Source organism: Streptomyces bottropensis ATCC 25435 (assembly GCF_000383595.1).
Taxonomy (GTDB): domain Bacteria; phylum Actinomycetota; class Actinomycetes; order Streptomycetales; family Streptomycetaceae; genus Streptomyces; species Streptomyces bottropensis.
This window is the reverse complement of sequence record NZ_KB911581.1, coordinates 6,918,097-6,932,618: the sequence shown is the minus strand read 5'-3', so window position 1 is coordinate 6,932,618 and position 14,522 is coordinate 6,918,097. Positions and strand designations below refer to the sequence as shown.

At 73.0% G+C, this 14,522-nt stretch carries 13 protein-coding genes and 1 pseudogene; 7 read left to right on the top strand and 7 right to left on the bottom strand.

Annotated elements, in window-relative coordinates; genetic code table 11:
* Nucleotides 1-37: 37 nt before the first annotated feature.
* Nucleotides 38-712, bottom strand: coding sequence for a class I SAM-dependent methyltransferase (locus STRBO_RS0130840; protein ID WP_028796937.1), 675 nt, complete (start codon nt 710-712; stop codon nt 38-40).
* Nucleotides 713-913: 201 nt separating this feature from the next.
* Nucleotides 914-2,482: an MFS transporter gene (locus STRBO_RS0130835; RefSeq protein ID WP_005478631.1), complete on the bottom strand. Its 1,569-nt coding sequence runs from the start codon at nt 2,480-2,482 to the stop codon at nt 914-916.
* A 220-nt stretch (nt 2,483-2,702) separates the two neighbouring features.
* Here STRBO_RS0130835 and STRBO_RS0130830 point away from each other — a divergent pair.
* Nucleotides 2,703-2,876: pseudogene (locus tag STRBO_RS0130830) on the top strand (sigma factor); the annotation flags it as partial.
* A gap of 52 nt (nt 2,877-2,928) precedes the next feature.
* Here STRBO_RS0130830 and STRBO_RS0130825 read toward each other — a convergent pair.
* Together STRBO_RS0130825 and STRBO_RS0130820 are read right to left on the bottom strand one after the other, a co-directional pair.
* Nucleotides 2,929-3,561, bottom strand: coding sequence for a response regulator transcription factor (locus STRBO_RS0130825; RefSeq protein ID WP_020115330.1), 633 nt, complete (start codon nt 3,559-3,561; stop codon nt 2,929-2,931).
* A gap of 76 nt (nt 3,562-3,637) precedes the next feature.
* Nucleotides 3,638-4,837, bottom strand: a complete 1,200-nt coding sequence (locus STRBO_RS0130820; RefSeq protein WP_005478627.1) for a sensor histidine kinase — start codon at nt 4,835-4,837, stop codon at nt 3,638-3,640.
* A gap of 575 nt (nt 4,838-5,412) precedes the next feature.
* Between STRBO_RS0130820 and STRBO_RS0130815 the strand changes: the two genes are divergently transcribed.
* From STRBO_RS0130815 to STRBO_RS0130805, 3 genes are read left to right on the top strand one after another with little or no spacing between them, the layout of a single operon-like run.
* On the top strand, nt 5,413-6,273 hold the full coding sequence (locus tag STRBO_RS0130815) for a MaoC/PaaZ C-terminal domain-containing protein (protein WP_005478625.1): 861 nt from the start codon (nt 5,413-5,415) through the stop codon (nt 6,271-6,273).
* Nucleotides 6,274-6,321: 48 nt separating this feature from the next.
* Nucleotides 6,322-7,398: a Zn-dependent alcohol dehydrogenase gene (locus STRBO_RS0130810; RefSeq protein ID WP_005478624.1), complete on the top strand. Its 1,077-nt coding sequence runs from the start codon at nt 6,322-6,324 to the stop codon at nt 7,396-7,398.
* Between the two features lie 54 nt (nt 7,399-7,452).
* Nucleotides 7,453-8,445 (top strand): 3-oxoacyl-ACP reductase, encoded by a 993-nt coding sequence (locus STRBO_RS0130805; protein ID WP_020115329.1) that lies wholly within the window; start codon nt 7,453-7,455, stop codon nt 8,443-8,445.
* Between the two features lie 164 nt (nt 8,446-8,609).
* Here STRBO_RS0130805 and STRBO_RS43960 read toward each other — a convergent pair whose 3' ends face one another.
* Nucleotides 8,610-8,774 (bottom strand): hypothetical protein, encoded by a 165-nt coding sequence (locus tag STRBO_RS43960; protein WP_005478621.1) that lies wholly within the window; start codon nt 8,772-8,774, stop codon nt 8,610-8,612.
* A gap of 131 nt (nt 8,775-8,905) precedes the next feature.
* The gene (locus tag STRBO_RS0130795; RefSeq protein ID WP_028796936.1) at nt 8,906-10,459 is read right to left on the bottom strand and encodes a hypothetical protein; all 1,554 of its coding nucleotides are present in this window, start codon (nt 10,457-10,459) and stop codon (nt 8,906-8,908) included.
* A 242-nt stretch (nt 10,460-10,701) separates the two neighbouring features.
* On the opposite strand from STRBO_RS0130795, the gene STRBO_RS0130790 reads away from it, so the two are divergent.
* From STRBO_RS0130790 to STRBO_RS0130780, 3 genes are read left to right on the top strand one after another with little or no spacing between them, the layout of a single operon-like run.
* Complete coding sequence (locus STRBO_RS0130790) at nt 10,702-11,577, top strand: Nif3-like dinuclear metal center hexameric protein (protein WP_005478612.1); 876 nt, start codon at nt 10,702-10,704, stop codon at nt 11,575-11,577.
* Nucleotides 11,574-12,317, top strand: coding sequence for a CT398-like coiled coil hairpin domain-containing protein (locus tag STRBO_RS0130785; RefSeq protein ID WP_078531422.1), 744 nt, complete (start codon nt 11,574-11,576; stop codon nt 12,315-12,317). Before STRBO_RS0130790 ends, STRBO_RS0130785 begins: the two co-directional genes overlap by 4 nt.
* Before the next feature lie 21 nt (nt 12,318-12,338).
* Nucleotides 12,339-13,769, top strand: coding sequence for a bifunctional RNase H/acid phosphatase (locus STRBO_RS0130780; protein ID WP_005478610.1), 1,431 nt, complete (start codon nt 12,339-12,341; stop codon nt 13,767-13,769).
* Here STRBO_RS0130780 and eda read toward each other — a convergent pair.
* Nucleotides 13,755-14,453 (bottom strand): bifunctional 4-hydroxy-2-oxoglutarate aldolase/2-dehydro-3-deoxy-phosphogluconate aldolase, encoded by a 699-nt coding sequence (gene eda, locus STRBO_RS0130775; RefSeq protein ID WP_005478609.1) that lies wholly within the window; start codon nt 14,451-14,453, stop codon nt 13,755-13,757. The two genes, STRBO_RS0130780 and eda, sit on opposite strands and share 15 nt — an antisense overlap.
* Nucleotides 14,454-14,522 lie beyond the last annotated feature (69 nt).

Genomic DNA, 14,522 nt, shown 5'->3' with positions numbered 1-14,522 from the left:
CAGCGGCCCAGGAGCAGTGGTGCTGGGGTGCCGCTGGTCAGATGCCGGTGCCGGTCCGCCGCAGTACCCGCAGCGAGTCCGTCGCGGAGACCTCCGTGAAGGCGCCGGAGGCGAGGGCGCGGAGGTAGACGCGGTACGGGGCCTGGCCGGTGAACTCGTCCTCGGGGTCCGGGAAGACGTCGTGGATGACGAGGAGACCGTCCGGGGCGACGTGCGGCGCCCAGCCCTCGTAGTCGGCGGTGGCGTGCTCGTCGGTGTGGCCGCCGTCGACGAAGACGAGACCGAGGGGAGTGCCCCAGAAGGCGGCGACCTGCGGGGAACGGCCGACGACGGCGACGACGTGCTCCTCCAGTCCCGCCCGGTGCAGGGTGCGGCGGAAGGCGGGGAGCGTGTCCATGTGACCCACCTCGGGGTCGACGGTGGACGCGTCGTGGTACTCCCAGCCCGGCTGCTGCTCCTCGCTGCCCCGGTGATGGTCGACCGTGATCGCCGGCACGCCCGCCGCACGGGCGGCGTCGGCCAGCAGGATCGTCGAACGGCCGCAGTACGTCCCCACCTCCAGCAACGGCAGCCCCAGCCGCCCCGCCTCCACCGCCGCCGCGTACAACGCCAGCCCTTCGCCGGCCGGCATGAACCCCTTGGCCGCCTCGAACGCGCGGAGGATCTCCGGCTCGGGCGCCGGCGAGGTCGGGGGGCTCGATGCCGCGGACATGGGGTCCTCCGTGTGGTCGTACGTCAAGGGGGGCGCCTCATGCTGTCATGCGGTGATCGGCGGGAGGGCCCGGGGAGACCTACGCCCCCTTCGGACCGAGAAGCAGAGGGCGCGGCCCCTGCTTCTCAGGGGCTGCGCGGAACTGCGCGACCAGCCCCCACCGGACCCGCAGACGGCCTCGAAGGGCACGCGGCCCCCGGCCTACCGGGCGACGGCAGCCCGGTCCTCTTTGGAAACCGCGTCGGTCACGTCGGTCACGTCGGCCACGTCGGCCACGTCGGCCACGTCGGTCGGCTCGGCCCCCTCGCTGGCGGCGAGCAGCCGATGCCCGGTCGCCCGACGGTCGCGGCCCGGCAGGAACAGAGCCAGGAGGAGGCCGACCGCGACCGCGCCCGTGGCGATGAGGAAGGAGACGCGGAAGCCGTGCATGGTCGGGATCGCGACCCCGCCCACGTGGTTCGCGGTGTTGGCCAGCACCATCCCGATGACGGCGCTCGACACGGACGTACCGATGGACCGCATGAGCGTGTTGAGGCCGGTCGCCGCACCCGTCTCGGACGGGTCCACGGCGCCGATGATCAGCGCGGGGAGCGAGGAGTAGGCGAGGCCGATGCCCGCGCCCAGGACCACCGACACGACCACGGTCTGCCAGGCGGCGCTCATCAGGCCGAGACCGGCGCCGTAGCCGACCGCGATGATCAGCAGGCCCATGATGAGGGTGCTCCTGGGGCCGTACTTGGCGGAGATCCGGGCGTAGACCGGTGCGGTGAACATCATGGTCAGACCGAGCGGCGCCACGCACAGACCCGCGACGATCATCGACTGTCCGAGGCCGTAGCCGGTGGCGGAGGGCAGCTGGAGGAGCTGCGGCAGGACGAGGGAGACGACGTAGAAGGAGACGCCGACCATGATCGAGGCGAGGTTGGTGAGGAGGACCTCGCGGCGGACCGTGGTGCGCAGATCCACCAGCGGCGCGGTGACGCGCAGCTCCCAGACGCCCCAGACGAGCAGTACCAGGGCGGACGCGGCGAACAGGCCGAGCGTGGTCGTGGAGCTCCAGCCCCAGTCGCTGCCCTTGGTGATCGGCAGGAGGAAGAGGACGAGGCCGACGGAGAGGCCGAGCGCGCCGAGGTGGTCGAAGGTGCCCGGCGCGCGCGTCTTCGTCTCCGGTACGGCGACGAGGGTCAGCACGATGGAGAGGACGCCGAGACCGGCCGCACCGAAGAAGAGGAGGTGCCAGTCGGCGTTCTGGGCGACCGCGGCGGCGAGCGGCAGGGCGAGTCCGCCGCCGACGCCTATGGACGAGCTCATCAGGGCCATGGCGGAGCCGAGGCGTTCGCGGGGCAGTTCGTCGCGCATCAGGCCGATGCCGAGCGGGATCGCGCCCATGGCGAAGCCCTGGAGGGTTCGGCCGACGATCATCGGGAGGAGCGCGCTGGTGAAACCGCTGATCAGCGCGCCGACCACCATCACGGCGAGGCTGGCGAGCAGCATGCGGCGCTTGCCGAAGAGGTCGCCGAGGCGGCCCATGATCGGGGTGGCGACGGCGCCGGAGAGCAGGGTGGAGGTCAGTACCCAGGTCGCGTTGCTGGGGGAGGTGTCCAGCAGCTGCGGGAGGTCCTTGATCACCGGGACCAGCAGGGTCTGCATCACCGCGACGACGATTCCCGCGAAAGCCAGCACCGGGACGATCGCTCCGGGGGCTCGTGTCGCGCCCGTGGCCCCGGTGGCGGGCCCGTCGGTCGGCGGCGGTGTCTGCGGTTGCGTCATTGAGCGGGGCCTCCTGGCCGGGTCTTCGTATGTGTGCCGTCTGAACCTCGTGTGCCGGGGCAACTATTCCGTTGTTTTGAGTGACTAACGAAAACTTGACTCGCTCATGGGGAAGTGACGGCGCGTCAGGGCCGGCGGGGTCCGGCTCGAAAAATTCCGCCGGGACGAGGCAACGAATCCGATCCCTCGTGGACTGTTCGAAGCATCTGGGAGGTGCTCGATGGGGGATCGGAAACAGGCGAGGGCCGCTCGGGACGAGGAGTTCCAGAGCTTCCTCGTCGGCCGCCGGCCACGACTGATGCGTACGGCGTTTCTGCTCACCGGGGAGCGGCACGCCGCGGAGGACCTGGTCCAGACGACGCTGGAGCAGGTGTACGTGGCCTGGCGCCGGGTGACGAGGTGACGAGGTGGCCCGGGCCATCCTGTTCTGCCTGGCGGGGGCGGGGCTAGAGCCATCCCTGCTGCCGGGCCTCCCGCATCGCCTCCATGCGGTTGCGGCTGCCGGTCTTGCCGATGGCGGAGGAGAGATAGTTGCGCACGGTGGACTCGGACAGGTGGAGCCGGGCGGCGATGTCGGCGACCGTGGCGCCGTCGGCGGAGGCGTTGAGGGTGTCGCGTTCGCGGTCGGTGAGCGGGTTGGGACCGGCGCTCAGCGCGGCAGCGGCGAGGGCCGGATCGACGACGGTCTCGCCGGTCAGCACCCGGCGGATCGCCTGGGCCAGCTCCTCCACGGGCCCGTCCTTGACCAGGAACCCGGCGGCGCCGGCGTCCATGGCCCGTCGGAGGTACCCCGGCCGGCCGAAGGTGGTGAGGATCAGCACCCGGCAGTCGGGCACCTGGTCCCGCAGCTCGGCGGCGGCGTCCAGACCGCTCATCCCGGGCAGCTCGATGTCCAGCAGCGCGACATGCGGCCGGTGGATCAGCGCCGCGTCCACGATCGCGTCCCCCGCCCCGACCTGCGCCACGACCTGGATATCCGCCTCCATGCCCAGCAGCAGCGCCAGCGCCCCCCGCATCATCCCCTGATCCTCGGCGAGCAGAACCCTGATGGACTTGGTGGTCCGGTGATCCCGGGGCATCTCGTTCACGGCCCAAGAGTAGGGCGGGGGCGACGATTCGGACGGGCTAGCGACAGCGGGTCGTGCGGGGACACCACTACGGATGCCGCCCCCTCTCCGAGCCCGCAGCCGCCCCCGTCGGCCCCTCGTCATCCGCTCCGTGCGCGGTGAGCGGCAGTTCGGCGATGGGCAGCTCCGCCGCGACCGTGAAGCCGCCTCGCGGTGCGGGCCCGGCCTGGAGCGTGCCGCCGGCCGTGGCGAGACGTTCGGTGAGGCCCCTCAGGCCGTTGGGGGTGGTGCGTGCGGGCGAGGGAGGGGTGAGGGGGCCGTTGTCGGTGATGGTGAGGCGGGTGTGGGTGGAGGTGGTGGTGAGGGTGATGTCGCAGGCGGTGGCTTGGCTGTGTCGTAGGACGTTGGTGATCGCCTCACGGACGACCCAGCCCAGCAGGGCCTCGGCCTGTGGATCCGGAGCCGGTCCGCGGCGGCGCACGGTCAGGGTCGTGCCCGCGGCCGAGAGCACGGGCCGGGCGTGGTCCAGTTCGGTCGTGAGGCTCCCCTCGCGGTACCCGGTCACGGCCTCGCGGATCTCCGTGAGGGCCTGGCGGCCGACCGCCTCGATGTCCGTGATCTGGGCGAGCGTCGCGTCCGCGTCGTGCGGGGCGAGACGACGGGCCGCCTCCGACTTCACCACGATCACCGACAGTGTGTGGCCGAGGAGGTCGTGCAGGTCGCGGGAGAAGCGCAGCCGCTCCCGCTCCACCGCGCGGTGGGCGAGTTCCTCGCGGGCGGCGCGCAGTTCGCGGACCGCGTCCACCAGGGAGAGGATCGCGGCCGTCACGACGATGGAGATGAAGGTGCCGTAGGCGATGCTGATCGCGGCCCAGCCCTCCCGCACCGCCGCGACCCCGCCCGCGAGCACGGTGACCGCCAGCCCGGTCCCGCGCAACAGCCGGCCGCGCGTGGCGGCGCCCACGGCCAGGCCGAACAGGGGGAGGAAGTTCAGCCAGCTGCCGCCGTAGGCGAGGGCGAGACCGCAGGCGATCAAGCCGAGCACGGCGAGTGCGACGCGGGTGGAGCGGGACTCGCGCTTCTCCTTCACGAAGGCGCGGATGACGACGTAGATGTAGAGGGAGTTGAAGGTGAAGATGCCGAGACCGCCGATCCAGGGGTTCGGGGCGCGGCCCTGGAGGAGGTTCGCGTACGCGCCCATTCCCATGATCAGCCACGGCACCAGGGTGAGCCCGGTGGCGGGCGGCCCCGGTTCGTCCGACGCCGCCCGCCCGCCCCCACGCCACACCCGCCACGGGAACCATGCCGCCCTCCCAGCTGGGCGCCGGCTCTCGCACCCGGTGTCCTCGACACCGCTGTCCCCGGCGCCCAGGTCCCCGGCACCCACGTCCCCCGTACATGCGGCGCCCGCATCCCCCGGGGTCGCCGTAGTCGCTTCTCTCTGTCTCATGTGTTCGACGGTACGAAGACCGGACGCGGCCCGGCAGATGCACGTGTACGGAGTTCGGCGGGACAAATGTCCTGGGCCGTGCGGCACGTATCTGACGTAGTGTCAGGGGTCTTCACAAGTGCACGGGGCTCGGCTATACAGAGGGTCGCCGGACTGGAACGCGTTCTAGGTGGGCGGGTTCCGGGTCGGCGGTGACGACCTCGGTGCGACCGCTGGTGCGGACGGTCGTACCGAGGTTTCTCAGCGCGAGCCACCCACCACCCGCCCCACGCCGTCCGGCCTCCGCCCCCCGCCGCCGTACGGCCTCCGCTTCCCGTCGTCCGACCCTCCGCTTCCCCTCGTCCGACCCTCCGTCCCCCTTCTGCCCTCAACCCCTTCAGCCACCATCCGCCCCCGTCGCACACAGGAGCCCCATGCCCATCGACGCAGCCAAGGCGTTCGCGGCCGAGCCCCGTTCCGCCGAGATCGCGTGGAGTCGCAAGGACGTCCTGCTCTACCACCTCGGTGTCGGCGCCGGTGTCCCCGCGACCGACCCCGGCGAGCTGCGCTACACGCTGGAGTCCCGGCTGCACGTCCTGCCCAGCTTCGCGACCGTCGCGGGCGCGGGCTCACCGGATGTCATCGGTGGCCTGAACGCACCCGGCGTCGACGTCGACCTGGCGAAGGTCCTGCACGGCGGTCAGCGCGTCGAGGTGCACCGGCCGATCCCGGTCGAGGGGCGGGCGACCGCGACCTCGCGGGTGGCGGCGGTGTACGACAAGGGCAAGGCGGCCGTGCTGGTGATGCGGACCGAAGTCGCCGACAACGAGGGCCCGTTGTGGGTGAACGAGGCGCAGATCTTCGTACGGGGGGAGGGCGGCTGGGGCGGTGAGCGCGGGCCGTCCGCCCGGCAGGAACCGCCCACGACCGCGCCCGACAAGGAGGTCGAGCGGACCGTCCGGGAGGACCAGGCGCTGCTCTACCGCCTCTCGGGCGACTGGAACCCGTTGCACGCCGACCCGGAGTTCGCGGGGCGGGCCGGGTTCGACCGGCCGATCCTGCACGGGTTGTGCACCTACGGGATGACGTTGAAGGCCGTGGTGGACACGGTGCTCGGCGGGGACGTGGGGCGCGTCCGCTCGTACGGGACGCGTTTCGCGGGTGTCGTCTTCCCGGGCGAGACCCTCCGCATCCGGATGTGGCGGCCGGACGACCGCTCGGTGCGGGTGACGGTGAGCGCCGTCGAGAGGGACGACGCGCCGGTGCTGGCGGACACGCTGGTCGCACACGAATGAGCCCATCGGTACAGACGTAGGTCAGGTACTCCTGAGGGGAGCCGCACCATGCGCGCAGCGGTACTGCACGAGATCGGCCAGGACAAGCTCGACGTGCTCGACGACGTCGAGGCGGTGGGCTTCGGGCCGGGGCGGGTGAGGATCCGGGTGCGGGCCACGGGGCTGTGCCACTCCGACCTGTCCGCGATGGCCGGGGTGCTGCCGCAGCCCGGACCGTTCGTGCCGGGGCACGAGGGTGCCGGCGAGATAGTCGAAGTCGGGGAAGGTGTCGGCCACGTGAAGCCCGGCGACCGGGTCGTCGTGTGCTGGCTCCCGGCCTGCGGCACCTGTCCCGCCTGCAAGCGCGGTCAGACGCAGCTCTGCCTCGCCGGATTCCTCAACGCCGGTACGCCCAACTTCAGGCGGCCCGCCGGGGACGTCTTCGGCTTCGCGGGCACCGGCACCTTCGCCGAGGAGGTCGTCGTCGACGCCGGCTGCGCCGTGCCGATACCGGACGACGTGCCCTTCGACATCGCCGCCCTCATCGGCTGCGGCGTCACCACCGGGCTCGGCGCGGCCCTCAACACCGCTGACGTGGAGGCCGGTTCGTCGGTCGCGGTCATCGGCTGCGGAGGCGTCGGCATCTCGGCGATCCAGGGCGCCCGGCTCAAGGGCGCCGCCGAGATCGTCGCCGTCGACCCGGTGGTCTCGCGGCGCGAGGCGGCGCTCAGGTTCGGCGCCACCAAGGCGATCTCGCCGGAGGAACTGGCCGACACCAAGCAGTCCGTCACCGCCGGCGAGGGCTTCGACTACGTCTTCGAGGTCGTCGGCCGTTCGACCACCGCCCGCACCGCCTACGAGGCCACCCGGCGCGGCGGCACCCTCGTCGTGGTCGGCGCGGGCGCGCTGGACGACTTCCTCCAGCTCAGCATGTTCGAGCTGTTCTTCGACGAGAAGCGGATCCTGCCGTCCATGTACGGCGGGGGGGACGTCCTGCGCTCCTACGAGCGGACCATCGCCCTGTGGCGGGCGGGCCGTATCGACCTCGCGGGCCTGATCACCCACCGGGTGCCCCTGGCCGACATCAACGAGGCGCTGGACCAGATGCGGACGGGCGTGGCGCTCCGGACCTGCATCGAGATCTGATCACCGGACGGACGAGAGCGGATGGCAGTTGAGGAGAGGGGAGAGGGGCTCGGGATGACATCGACACTCGGCGGACTGCCGCTCGAAGGACTGTCCGCGATCGTCACCGGCGCGGGGCGCGGTCTCGGCCGGGCCGAGGCGCTGGAGCTGGCCCGGCTGGGCGCGGCCGTCGTCGTCAACGACTACGGCCGGCCGGGGCGGGACGGTTCCGGTGAGGTGTCCACGGGGCCCGCCGAGGAGGTCGCGGCGTCGATCCGCGCGGCGGGCGGCAGGGCGGTGGCGCACATCGGTGACGTGTCCGACCACGAACAGGCCCGGGAACTCGTCGCGTTGGCGGTCGCCCGGTTCGGCAGACTCGACATCCTCGTCAACAACGCGGGCATCCTGCGCGACCGCATGGTCTTCTCCATGTCCGAGGACGAGTGGGACTCGGTCGTGCGCGTACACCTCAAGGGGCACTTCAACACGACCCGGTTCGCCTCCGCCCACTGGCGGGCCCGGGCGAAGTCGGGCGAGGGCGGAGGGCGGGTCTACGGGCGGATCGTGAACACCTCCTCCGAGGCGTTCCTCGCCGGCTCCGCCGGACAGCCCAACTACGCCGCGGCGAAGGGCGGGATCGTCGGGCTGACCACCTCCACGGCCCTCGCGCTCGCCAAGTACGGCGTCACCGCGAACGTCATCTGCCCGCGCGCCCGGACCCGGATGACCGAGGACGTCTTCGCGGGCCTCCCGGGGGCGACGGGGGAGGGCGACGGCACCGGCCTCGACCCGCTCGCGCCCGAGCACGTCGCCCCGCTCGTCGGCTACCTGGCCTCACCCGCCGCCGCGCGGGTCAACGGCCAGCTCCTCGTCGTGCACGGCGGCATGGTCGCGATCGTCGAGCGACCGCGCGTGCGGGCCAAGTTCGACACCAAGCAGGACGCGTTCACGTACGACGAACTGGACGGCCTGCTCACGCCGCACTACGCCGACCGGCCGGAGGGGGAGACGTTCGCGGCGGCGGAGGTGCTGGGGCTGAGGCACGGCCGGGGGGCGGCGGAGGGATAGGCGGGAGCGCCCGCCCCCGCCTGTCCCTCCGCCTCCGCGCGGGCCGTACCCGGAACGGCGAAGCCCCGCTCGTCGGCGACGAGCGGGGCCGGGTGCCGTGGTGATCGGCTCTGGCGTCGCTGGGACGTTTCTCCAGAGGCGACCGAGGAGACGAGTGCCGCCGGTCAGGCGGACGTCGTCGACTCCATGTGGTCCGCCGGCTTGCGGTGGCGCCCGCGAGGGCTCGTCCTCTCGGCCTCCTGGGCCGAGAGCTGACCCCGGTGCTTTCCGTGGCCGTCCGCCTCGTGGGAGTCGGCCGTGGGCGGCTGGATGGTGTGCACGTCGCTCATTGGAAGTGTTCCCCGTCGAATGATCTTCTTATCGGCGGGTGATTTTAACGGGCGAACCCGAGCGTCTCGAAGGCACCCGTGGGCGTGTCGCCCGCCCCGCGTCCACCATGCCCGAGCCCCGCACCGCACCTTCACCCGACGGTCACCTCCTCGGGTACGCGCCCCTCCAACGGCGCCTGCTGCAACGGCACGGGCCGAGCGACGACAGGCACGGACGGCTCCGCCCCGGGCGTCGGCGCGGCTGACGCTCCGGCCCCGAGCGACCCGTCCGAATCCTCCGGCCCCGGGGCCTCTTCGCAGCCCGCCCGGCTCTCCCTTTCGGGGGACGCCTCCGATGACCCCTCCGGCTCGTCCGCGTCCCAGGTCACCCCCATCCGGGCCACCCCGCACCTCACCATCCCGGTCGCGTACGGCAGGTGCAGCACCCCCTCGCGGCTCCACAGCCCGGCTCCCGCCAACCAGCCCTCGGGGGCGGGCAGATGAAGGATCCGTCGTGCCGCCGGGCGCCAGACGCCGACCCAGCTGCCCCGGGGGCCGTCCAGGCGCAGCGCGACCGCGCAGCTCTCGGGGGTCAGGATCTGCCCCGGCTGGATGGCGAACGGGGTGACGCGATGACCGTCGGGCACCCGCAGACACTCCGGGAAGCGGACCGGGAGCGTACTGCCCAGCACGCCCCAGCCGAGCCGGTCGTGCCCGGGGGAGGGCGCGTCCGAACGGATCAGGAGCAGCCCGCTGTCGGGGTCGGCGAGCAGGACCCGGTCGTTGCTGTCGTCCGAGATCTGCAGCAGTGGCGAGACCGCGCCGCCCTGCTCCAGATCGACCACCACCGACTTGGTCCGGCCGTCCTGTTCCTGGTCCAGGGCGAGCATCCGGCCCGTCCCGTCCAGCCAGACCCCGCCCGAACACCGCCCCGGCACCTGCGCCAGCACCTCCGGCCCGAAGGCCCCGCCCGCCACCAGCCACACGGTCGTGGCGCTCCGGCCCAGGGCGAGGGCGTACGCCCGCTGTCCGCACGGCGCGGGTGGCAGCAGACGCAACTCGGCCGTGGGGTCGGCGCATTCGACCGCCCCGAGCGGGAGTTCACCGGTGCCGGGACCGGTCGGATAGAGCAGCGAGAACAGATGCCGGTCGGCGGCCAGCCGGTGGATGAGGACCCGGCCGTCGGCCAGCGGCAGCAGTTCCGTGCCGGGCTCCTCGGGCTGGTTGCCGGGCAGGGGCACGGCATACGGCTCGGGGCCGTCGAGGGTCCAGCGCTCGGGGAACCAGGATTCCCCGTCCAGCGCGAGGCGCGCCGCGTACGACCCGTCGGCGGCGATCACACAGCCGGGTGCGGGTGCGGGTGCGGGTGCGGGTGCGGGTGTGGGTGCGGGTGAGTGTGCGGGTGAGTGTGCTGCTGGGCGCAGCCGGCTGTCCCCGCCACCACCACCGCCCCCCGCGTGCGCCCCAGGCCGCCCCGAGTGCACGCCAAGCCCCGAGTGCACGCCAAGCCCCGCGTGCACGCCAAGCCCCGCGTGCGCCTCAGGCCGCCCGACGTGCGCGTCGGCCCCCGTGTCGGCCCCCGAGTCGGTCACGAGCCCCTCGCTCCCGAATCTCTCCCCGGTGGTGTCCGTCTCCTTCTCCTCGTCCCCCTGTCCCGACTCGTTCCCGTGGCCCGTCGAGGGTGGTGGGGAAGCACAGGCCGTCATGGTTCGATCACCTCCGGCGACGAAGGCTAGTTTTCGCACGCACAGACGTGGGACAGCTCGCACCCCCTTCACACATAAGGGTGCTCGTCCCCCGATTCGCCTGAGGGAACGGCGATTCATGTGCTGCCGGACGGCCGGGAGGGGGCGGCCGTCCCCCCGGGGTGGGTGCGGCGGCCGAGGGGCGTCCGGCCAACCGACCCGCGGCCGGTCGGGGACGGCAGAGGTGCAGGTAGCCTTTGTCCGTGCCCCGTCTGTCTGAAGTCATCGCCGCGCTCGACGCCCTCTGGCCGCCCGAGCGGGCCGAGGGGTGGGACGCGGTCGGCACGGTCTGCGGAGACCCCGACCAGGAGGTCACGCGGGTCCTGTTCGCCGTCGACCCGGTGCGGGAGATCGTCGAGGAAGCGGTGAAGCTGGGCGCCGACCTGCTGGTCACCCACCACCCGCTCTATCTGCGCGGTACGACGACGGTGGCGGCCTCGACCTTCAAGGGCCGCATCGTGCACACCCTCATCAAGAACGACATCGCGCTGCACGTCGCCCACACCAACGCCGACACGGCCGACCCCGGCGTCAGCGACGCCCTCGCCGGCGCGCTGGACCTCAGGGTCGTACGTCCCCTTGTACCGGACCCCGCCGACCCCACCGGCCGGCGCGGTCTCGGCCGGGTCTGCGAGCTGGACCACCCGTTGACGGTCCGGGAGCTGGCCGCGCGGGCCGCCGAGCGGCTGCCCGCCACCGCGCAGGGCATCCGCGTCGCGGGCGACCCCGAGGCGGTCGTCCGCACGGTCGCCGTCAGCGGCGGCTCCGGCGACAGCCTCTTCGACGCCGTACGCGCGGCCGGCGTCGACGCCTTCCTCACCGCGGACCTGCGCCACCACCCCGCCTCCGAGGCGGTCGCCCGCACCTCGGAGGGCACCCACACACCGCTCGCGCTGCTCGACGCGGCGCACTGGGCCACCGAATGGCCCTGGTGCGAGCTGGCCGCCGCCCAGCTCGACGAGATCTCCGACCGGGAGGGCTGGGACCTGCGCGTCCACGTCTCCAAGACGGTCACCGACCCCTGGACCGCCCACGCGGCGTCCGCCACCACTTCTGACCCACTGGGAGCCCCCAACTGAACGCCGCGCCCGCCGACCAGATCCGCCTCCTCGACGTCCAGGGCCTGGACGTACGCCTGCAGCAGCTCGCGCACAGGCGGAGGTCGCTGCCCGAGCACGCCGAGATCGAGTCGCTGACCAAGGACCACACCCAGCTGCGCGACCTGCTCGTGGCCGCGCAGACCGAGGAGAGCGACACCGCCCGCGAGCAGACCAAGGCCGAGCAGGACGTGGACCAGGTGCGTCAGCGCGCCGTCCGTGACCAGCAGCGCCTGGACTCGGGTGCCGTCTCCTCGCCGAAGGACCTGGAGAACCTCCAGCGCGAGATCGCCTCCCTCGCCAAGCGGCAGGGTGACCTGGAGGACATCGTCCTGGAGGTCATGGAGCGCCGGGAGTCCACGCAGGAGCGGGTCGCCGAGCTGACCGAGCGGGTCGGTGCCGTCCAGGGGAAGATCGACGACGCGACCGCGCGCCGGGACGCCGCGCTCGAGGAGATCGACGGGGAGGTGGCGAAGGTGACCAAGGAGCGCGAGGTCATCTCGGCGGCCGTCCCCGCGGACCTCCTCAAGCTCTACGACAAGCTGCGCGACCAGCAGGGCGGCGTCGGCGCGGCCAAGCTGTACCAGCGCACCTGCCAGGGCTGCCGCCAGGAGCTGTCGATCACCGACTTCAACGACGTCCGCAAGGCCTCGCCCGACACGGTCGTCCGCTGCGAGAACTGCGGCCGCATCCTGGTGCGGACCTCCGAGTCCGGCCTCTAGAGGCGGCGAGGGGCTGTCGGCGTGCGGGAGTTCATCGTCGAGGCCGACGGCGGTTCCCGGGGCAACCCGGGGCCCGCGGGCTACGGTTCCGTGGTCCTCGACGCGGTGACGGGCGAGACGTTGGTGGAGACCGCCGAGTACATCGGCGTCGCCACGAACAACGTCGCCGAGTACCGCGGGCTCATCGCGGGTCTGAAGGCGGCGTACGAGCTGGACCCGGAGGCGTCCGTCCGGGTCCGCATGGACTCCAAGCTCGTCGTCGAGCAGCTGTCGGGCCGCTGGAAGATCAAGCACCCCGACATGAAGCCGCTGGCCGCCGAGGCCGCGCGGGTCTTCCCGCCCGGCCGCGTGACGTACGAGTGGATGCCGCGGGAGCAGAACAAGCACGCCGACCGGCTGGCCAACGAGGCGATGGACGCGGGCAAGCGCGGCGAGCAGTGGTCGCCCGCCGCGTCCACCGCGGACCTGGACACCCGCGCGACGCGCACCGCCACCGCCGTGCCCGAGCCCTCGGGACCGCCGGGGAACGCGACGGCCGGCGCGGCGAAGGCCCGTGCGGCGCTCGCGGGGGCCACGACCGCGGCACGCACGGACGGGCCCCGGGCCGCGGGGACGGCCGCCGGTTCCCGGGCCGCGGGAACGGCCACCGATCCCCGGGCCGCGGGAACGGCCACCGATCCCCGGGCCGCCGCAACGGCCACCGATCCCCGGGCCGCGGGAACGGCCGCCGATCCGCGCGCCGCCGGAACGGCCACCGGTCCCGACGCCGACAGAACAGCCGCCGACCTCCGCGCCGCCAGGAACGTGGCGTCGGCCGCCCCCGATCTCGGCACTCCCGCCACCTTCGTCCTGCTGCGGCACGGCGAGACGCCCCTCACCCCCCAGAAGCGGTTCTCCGGGAGCGGGGGTTCGGACCCGTCTCTCTCCGACGTCGGCCGGTACCAGGCGGAGCGGGTCGCCGCCGCATTGGCCGCCCGCGGGACGGTCCAGGAGGTGGTGTCCTCGCCGCTCGCCCGCTGCCGCGAGACGGCGGGGATCGTCGCGGCCCGGCTCGGGCTCGGCGTGACGGTCGAGGACGGGCTGCGGGAGACGGACTTCGGCGCGTGGGAGGGGCTGAGCTTCGGTGAGGTGCGGGAGCGCTACCCGGACGACATGAACGCCTGGCTGACCTCCCCGGACGCCGAACCCACCGGCGGCGGCGAGAGCTTCGAAGCCGTCGCACACCGCGTGGCCGCCACCCGCGACGAGCTGGTCGCGGCGCACCGGGGCCGTACGGTCCTGCTCGTCAGCCATGTCACGCCGATCAAGACCCTCGTCCGCCTGGCCCTCGGCGCGCCCCCGGAGTCCCTGTTCCGCATGGAACTCTCGGCGGCCTCCCTGTCGGCCCTGGCCTACTACGCCGACGGCAACGCCACGCTCCGCCTCCTCAACGACACGTCACACCTGCGCTGAACGGCGGTCAGCGAGGCCCGCAGCGTCCCGCGCCAGCCGCTCGATCCGCGCCCAGTCCCGCGCGGCCACGGCATCGGGCGGCAGCATCCAAGTACCGCCCACACAACCGACGTTGGGGAGGGTGAGGTAGTCCGGGGCGTTGCCCGGCCCGATTCCGCCGGTCGGACAGAAGCGCGCCTGCGGCAGCGGCCCGGCGAGCGACTTCAGATACGTCGTACCGCCCGCCGCCTCGGCCGGGAAGAACTTCATCTCCCGCACCCCGCGTTCCAGGAGCGCCACGACCTCCGACGCGGTCGACACCCCCGGCAGGAACGGCACCCCGGACGCCCGCATCGCCCGCAGCAGCATGTCCGTCCACCCCGGGCTGACCAGGAAGCGCCCGCCCGCCGCGACGGACTCGGCCACCTGCGCGGGCGTGATGACGGTACCCACGCCGACCACCGCCCCCGGAACCTCCGCCGACATGGCCCGTACGGCGTCCAGCGCGCCCGGCGTCCGCAGGGTCACCTCGATCGTCGGCAACCCGCCCGCGACCAGCGCACGCGCGAGCGGCACGGCGTCGGCGGGGTCGTCGACGACGACCACGGGCAGGACGGGCGCCAGGCCGAGGACGGAGTCGCGCGGGGACGGGGACGGGAACGGAGGCGAGGGCGCAGACGGAGACGGCGGCGGGGGTGAGGACATGCCGTCATCCTGCCCGGGGTGAACAGCATGCACAACGCGTGTTGCGCATGCTGCAATGAGACGGAAACG

Bases quoted from the DNA above. Each gene is read 5' to 3' on its own strand.
- STRBO_RS0130795 (WP_028796936.1), bottom strand. From the start codon at position 10,459: ATGACGGCCTGTGCTTCCCCACCACCCTCGACGGGCCACGGGAACGAG.
- STRBO_RS0130840 (WP_028796937.1), bottom strand. From the start codon at position 712: ATGTCCGCGGCATCGAGCCCCCCGACCTCGCCGGCGCCCGAGCCGGAG.
- STRBO_RS0130815 (WP_005478625.1), top strand. From the start codon at position 5,413: ATGCCCATCGACGCAGCCAAGGCGTTCGCGGCCGAGCCCCGTTCCGCC.
- eda (WP_005478609.1), bottom strand. From the start codon at position 14,453: ATGTCCTCACCCCCGCCGCCGTCTCCGTCTGCGCCCTCGCCTCCGTTC.
- STRBO_RS43960 (WP_005478621.1), bottom strand. From the start codon at position 8,774: ATGAGCGACGTGCACACCATCCAGCCGCCCACGGCCGACTCCCACGAG.
- STRBO_RS0130825 (WP_020115330.1), bottom strand. From the start codon at position 3,561: ATGCCCCGGGATCACCGGACCACCAAGTCCATCAGGGTTCTGCTCGCC.
- STRBO_RS0130810 (WP_005478624.1), top strand. From the start codon at position 6,322: ATGCGCGCAGCGGTACTGCACGAGATCGGCCAGGACAAGCTCGACGTG.
- STRBO_RS0130805 (WP_020115329.1), top strand. From the start codon at position 7,453: ATGACATCGACACTCGGCGGACTGCCGCTCGAAGGACTGTCCGCGATC.
- STRBO_RS0130835 (WP_005478631.1), bottom strand. From the start codon at position 2,482: ATGACGCAACCGCAGACACCGCCGCCGACCGACGGGCCCGCCACCGGG.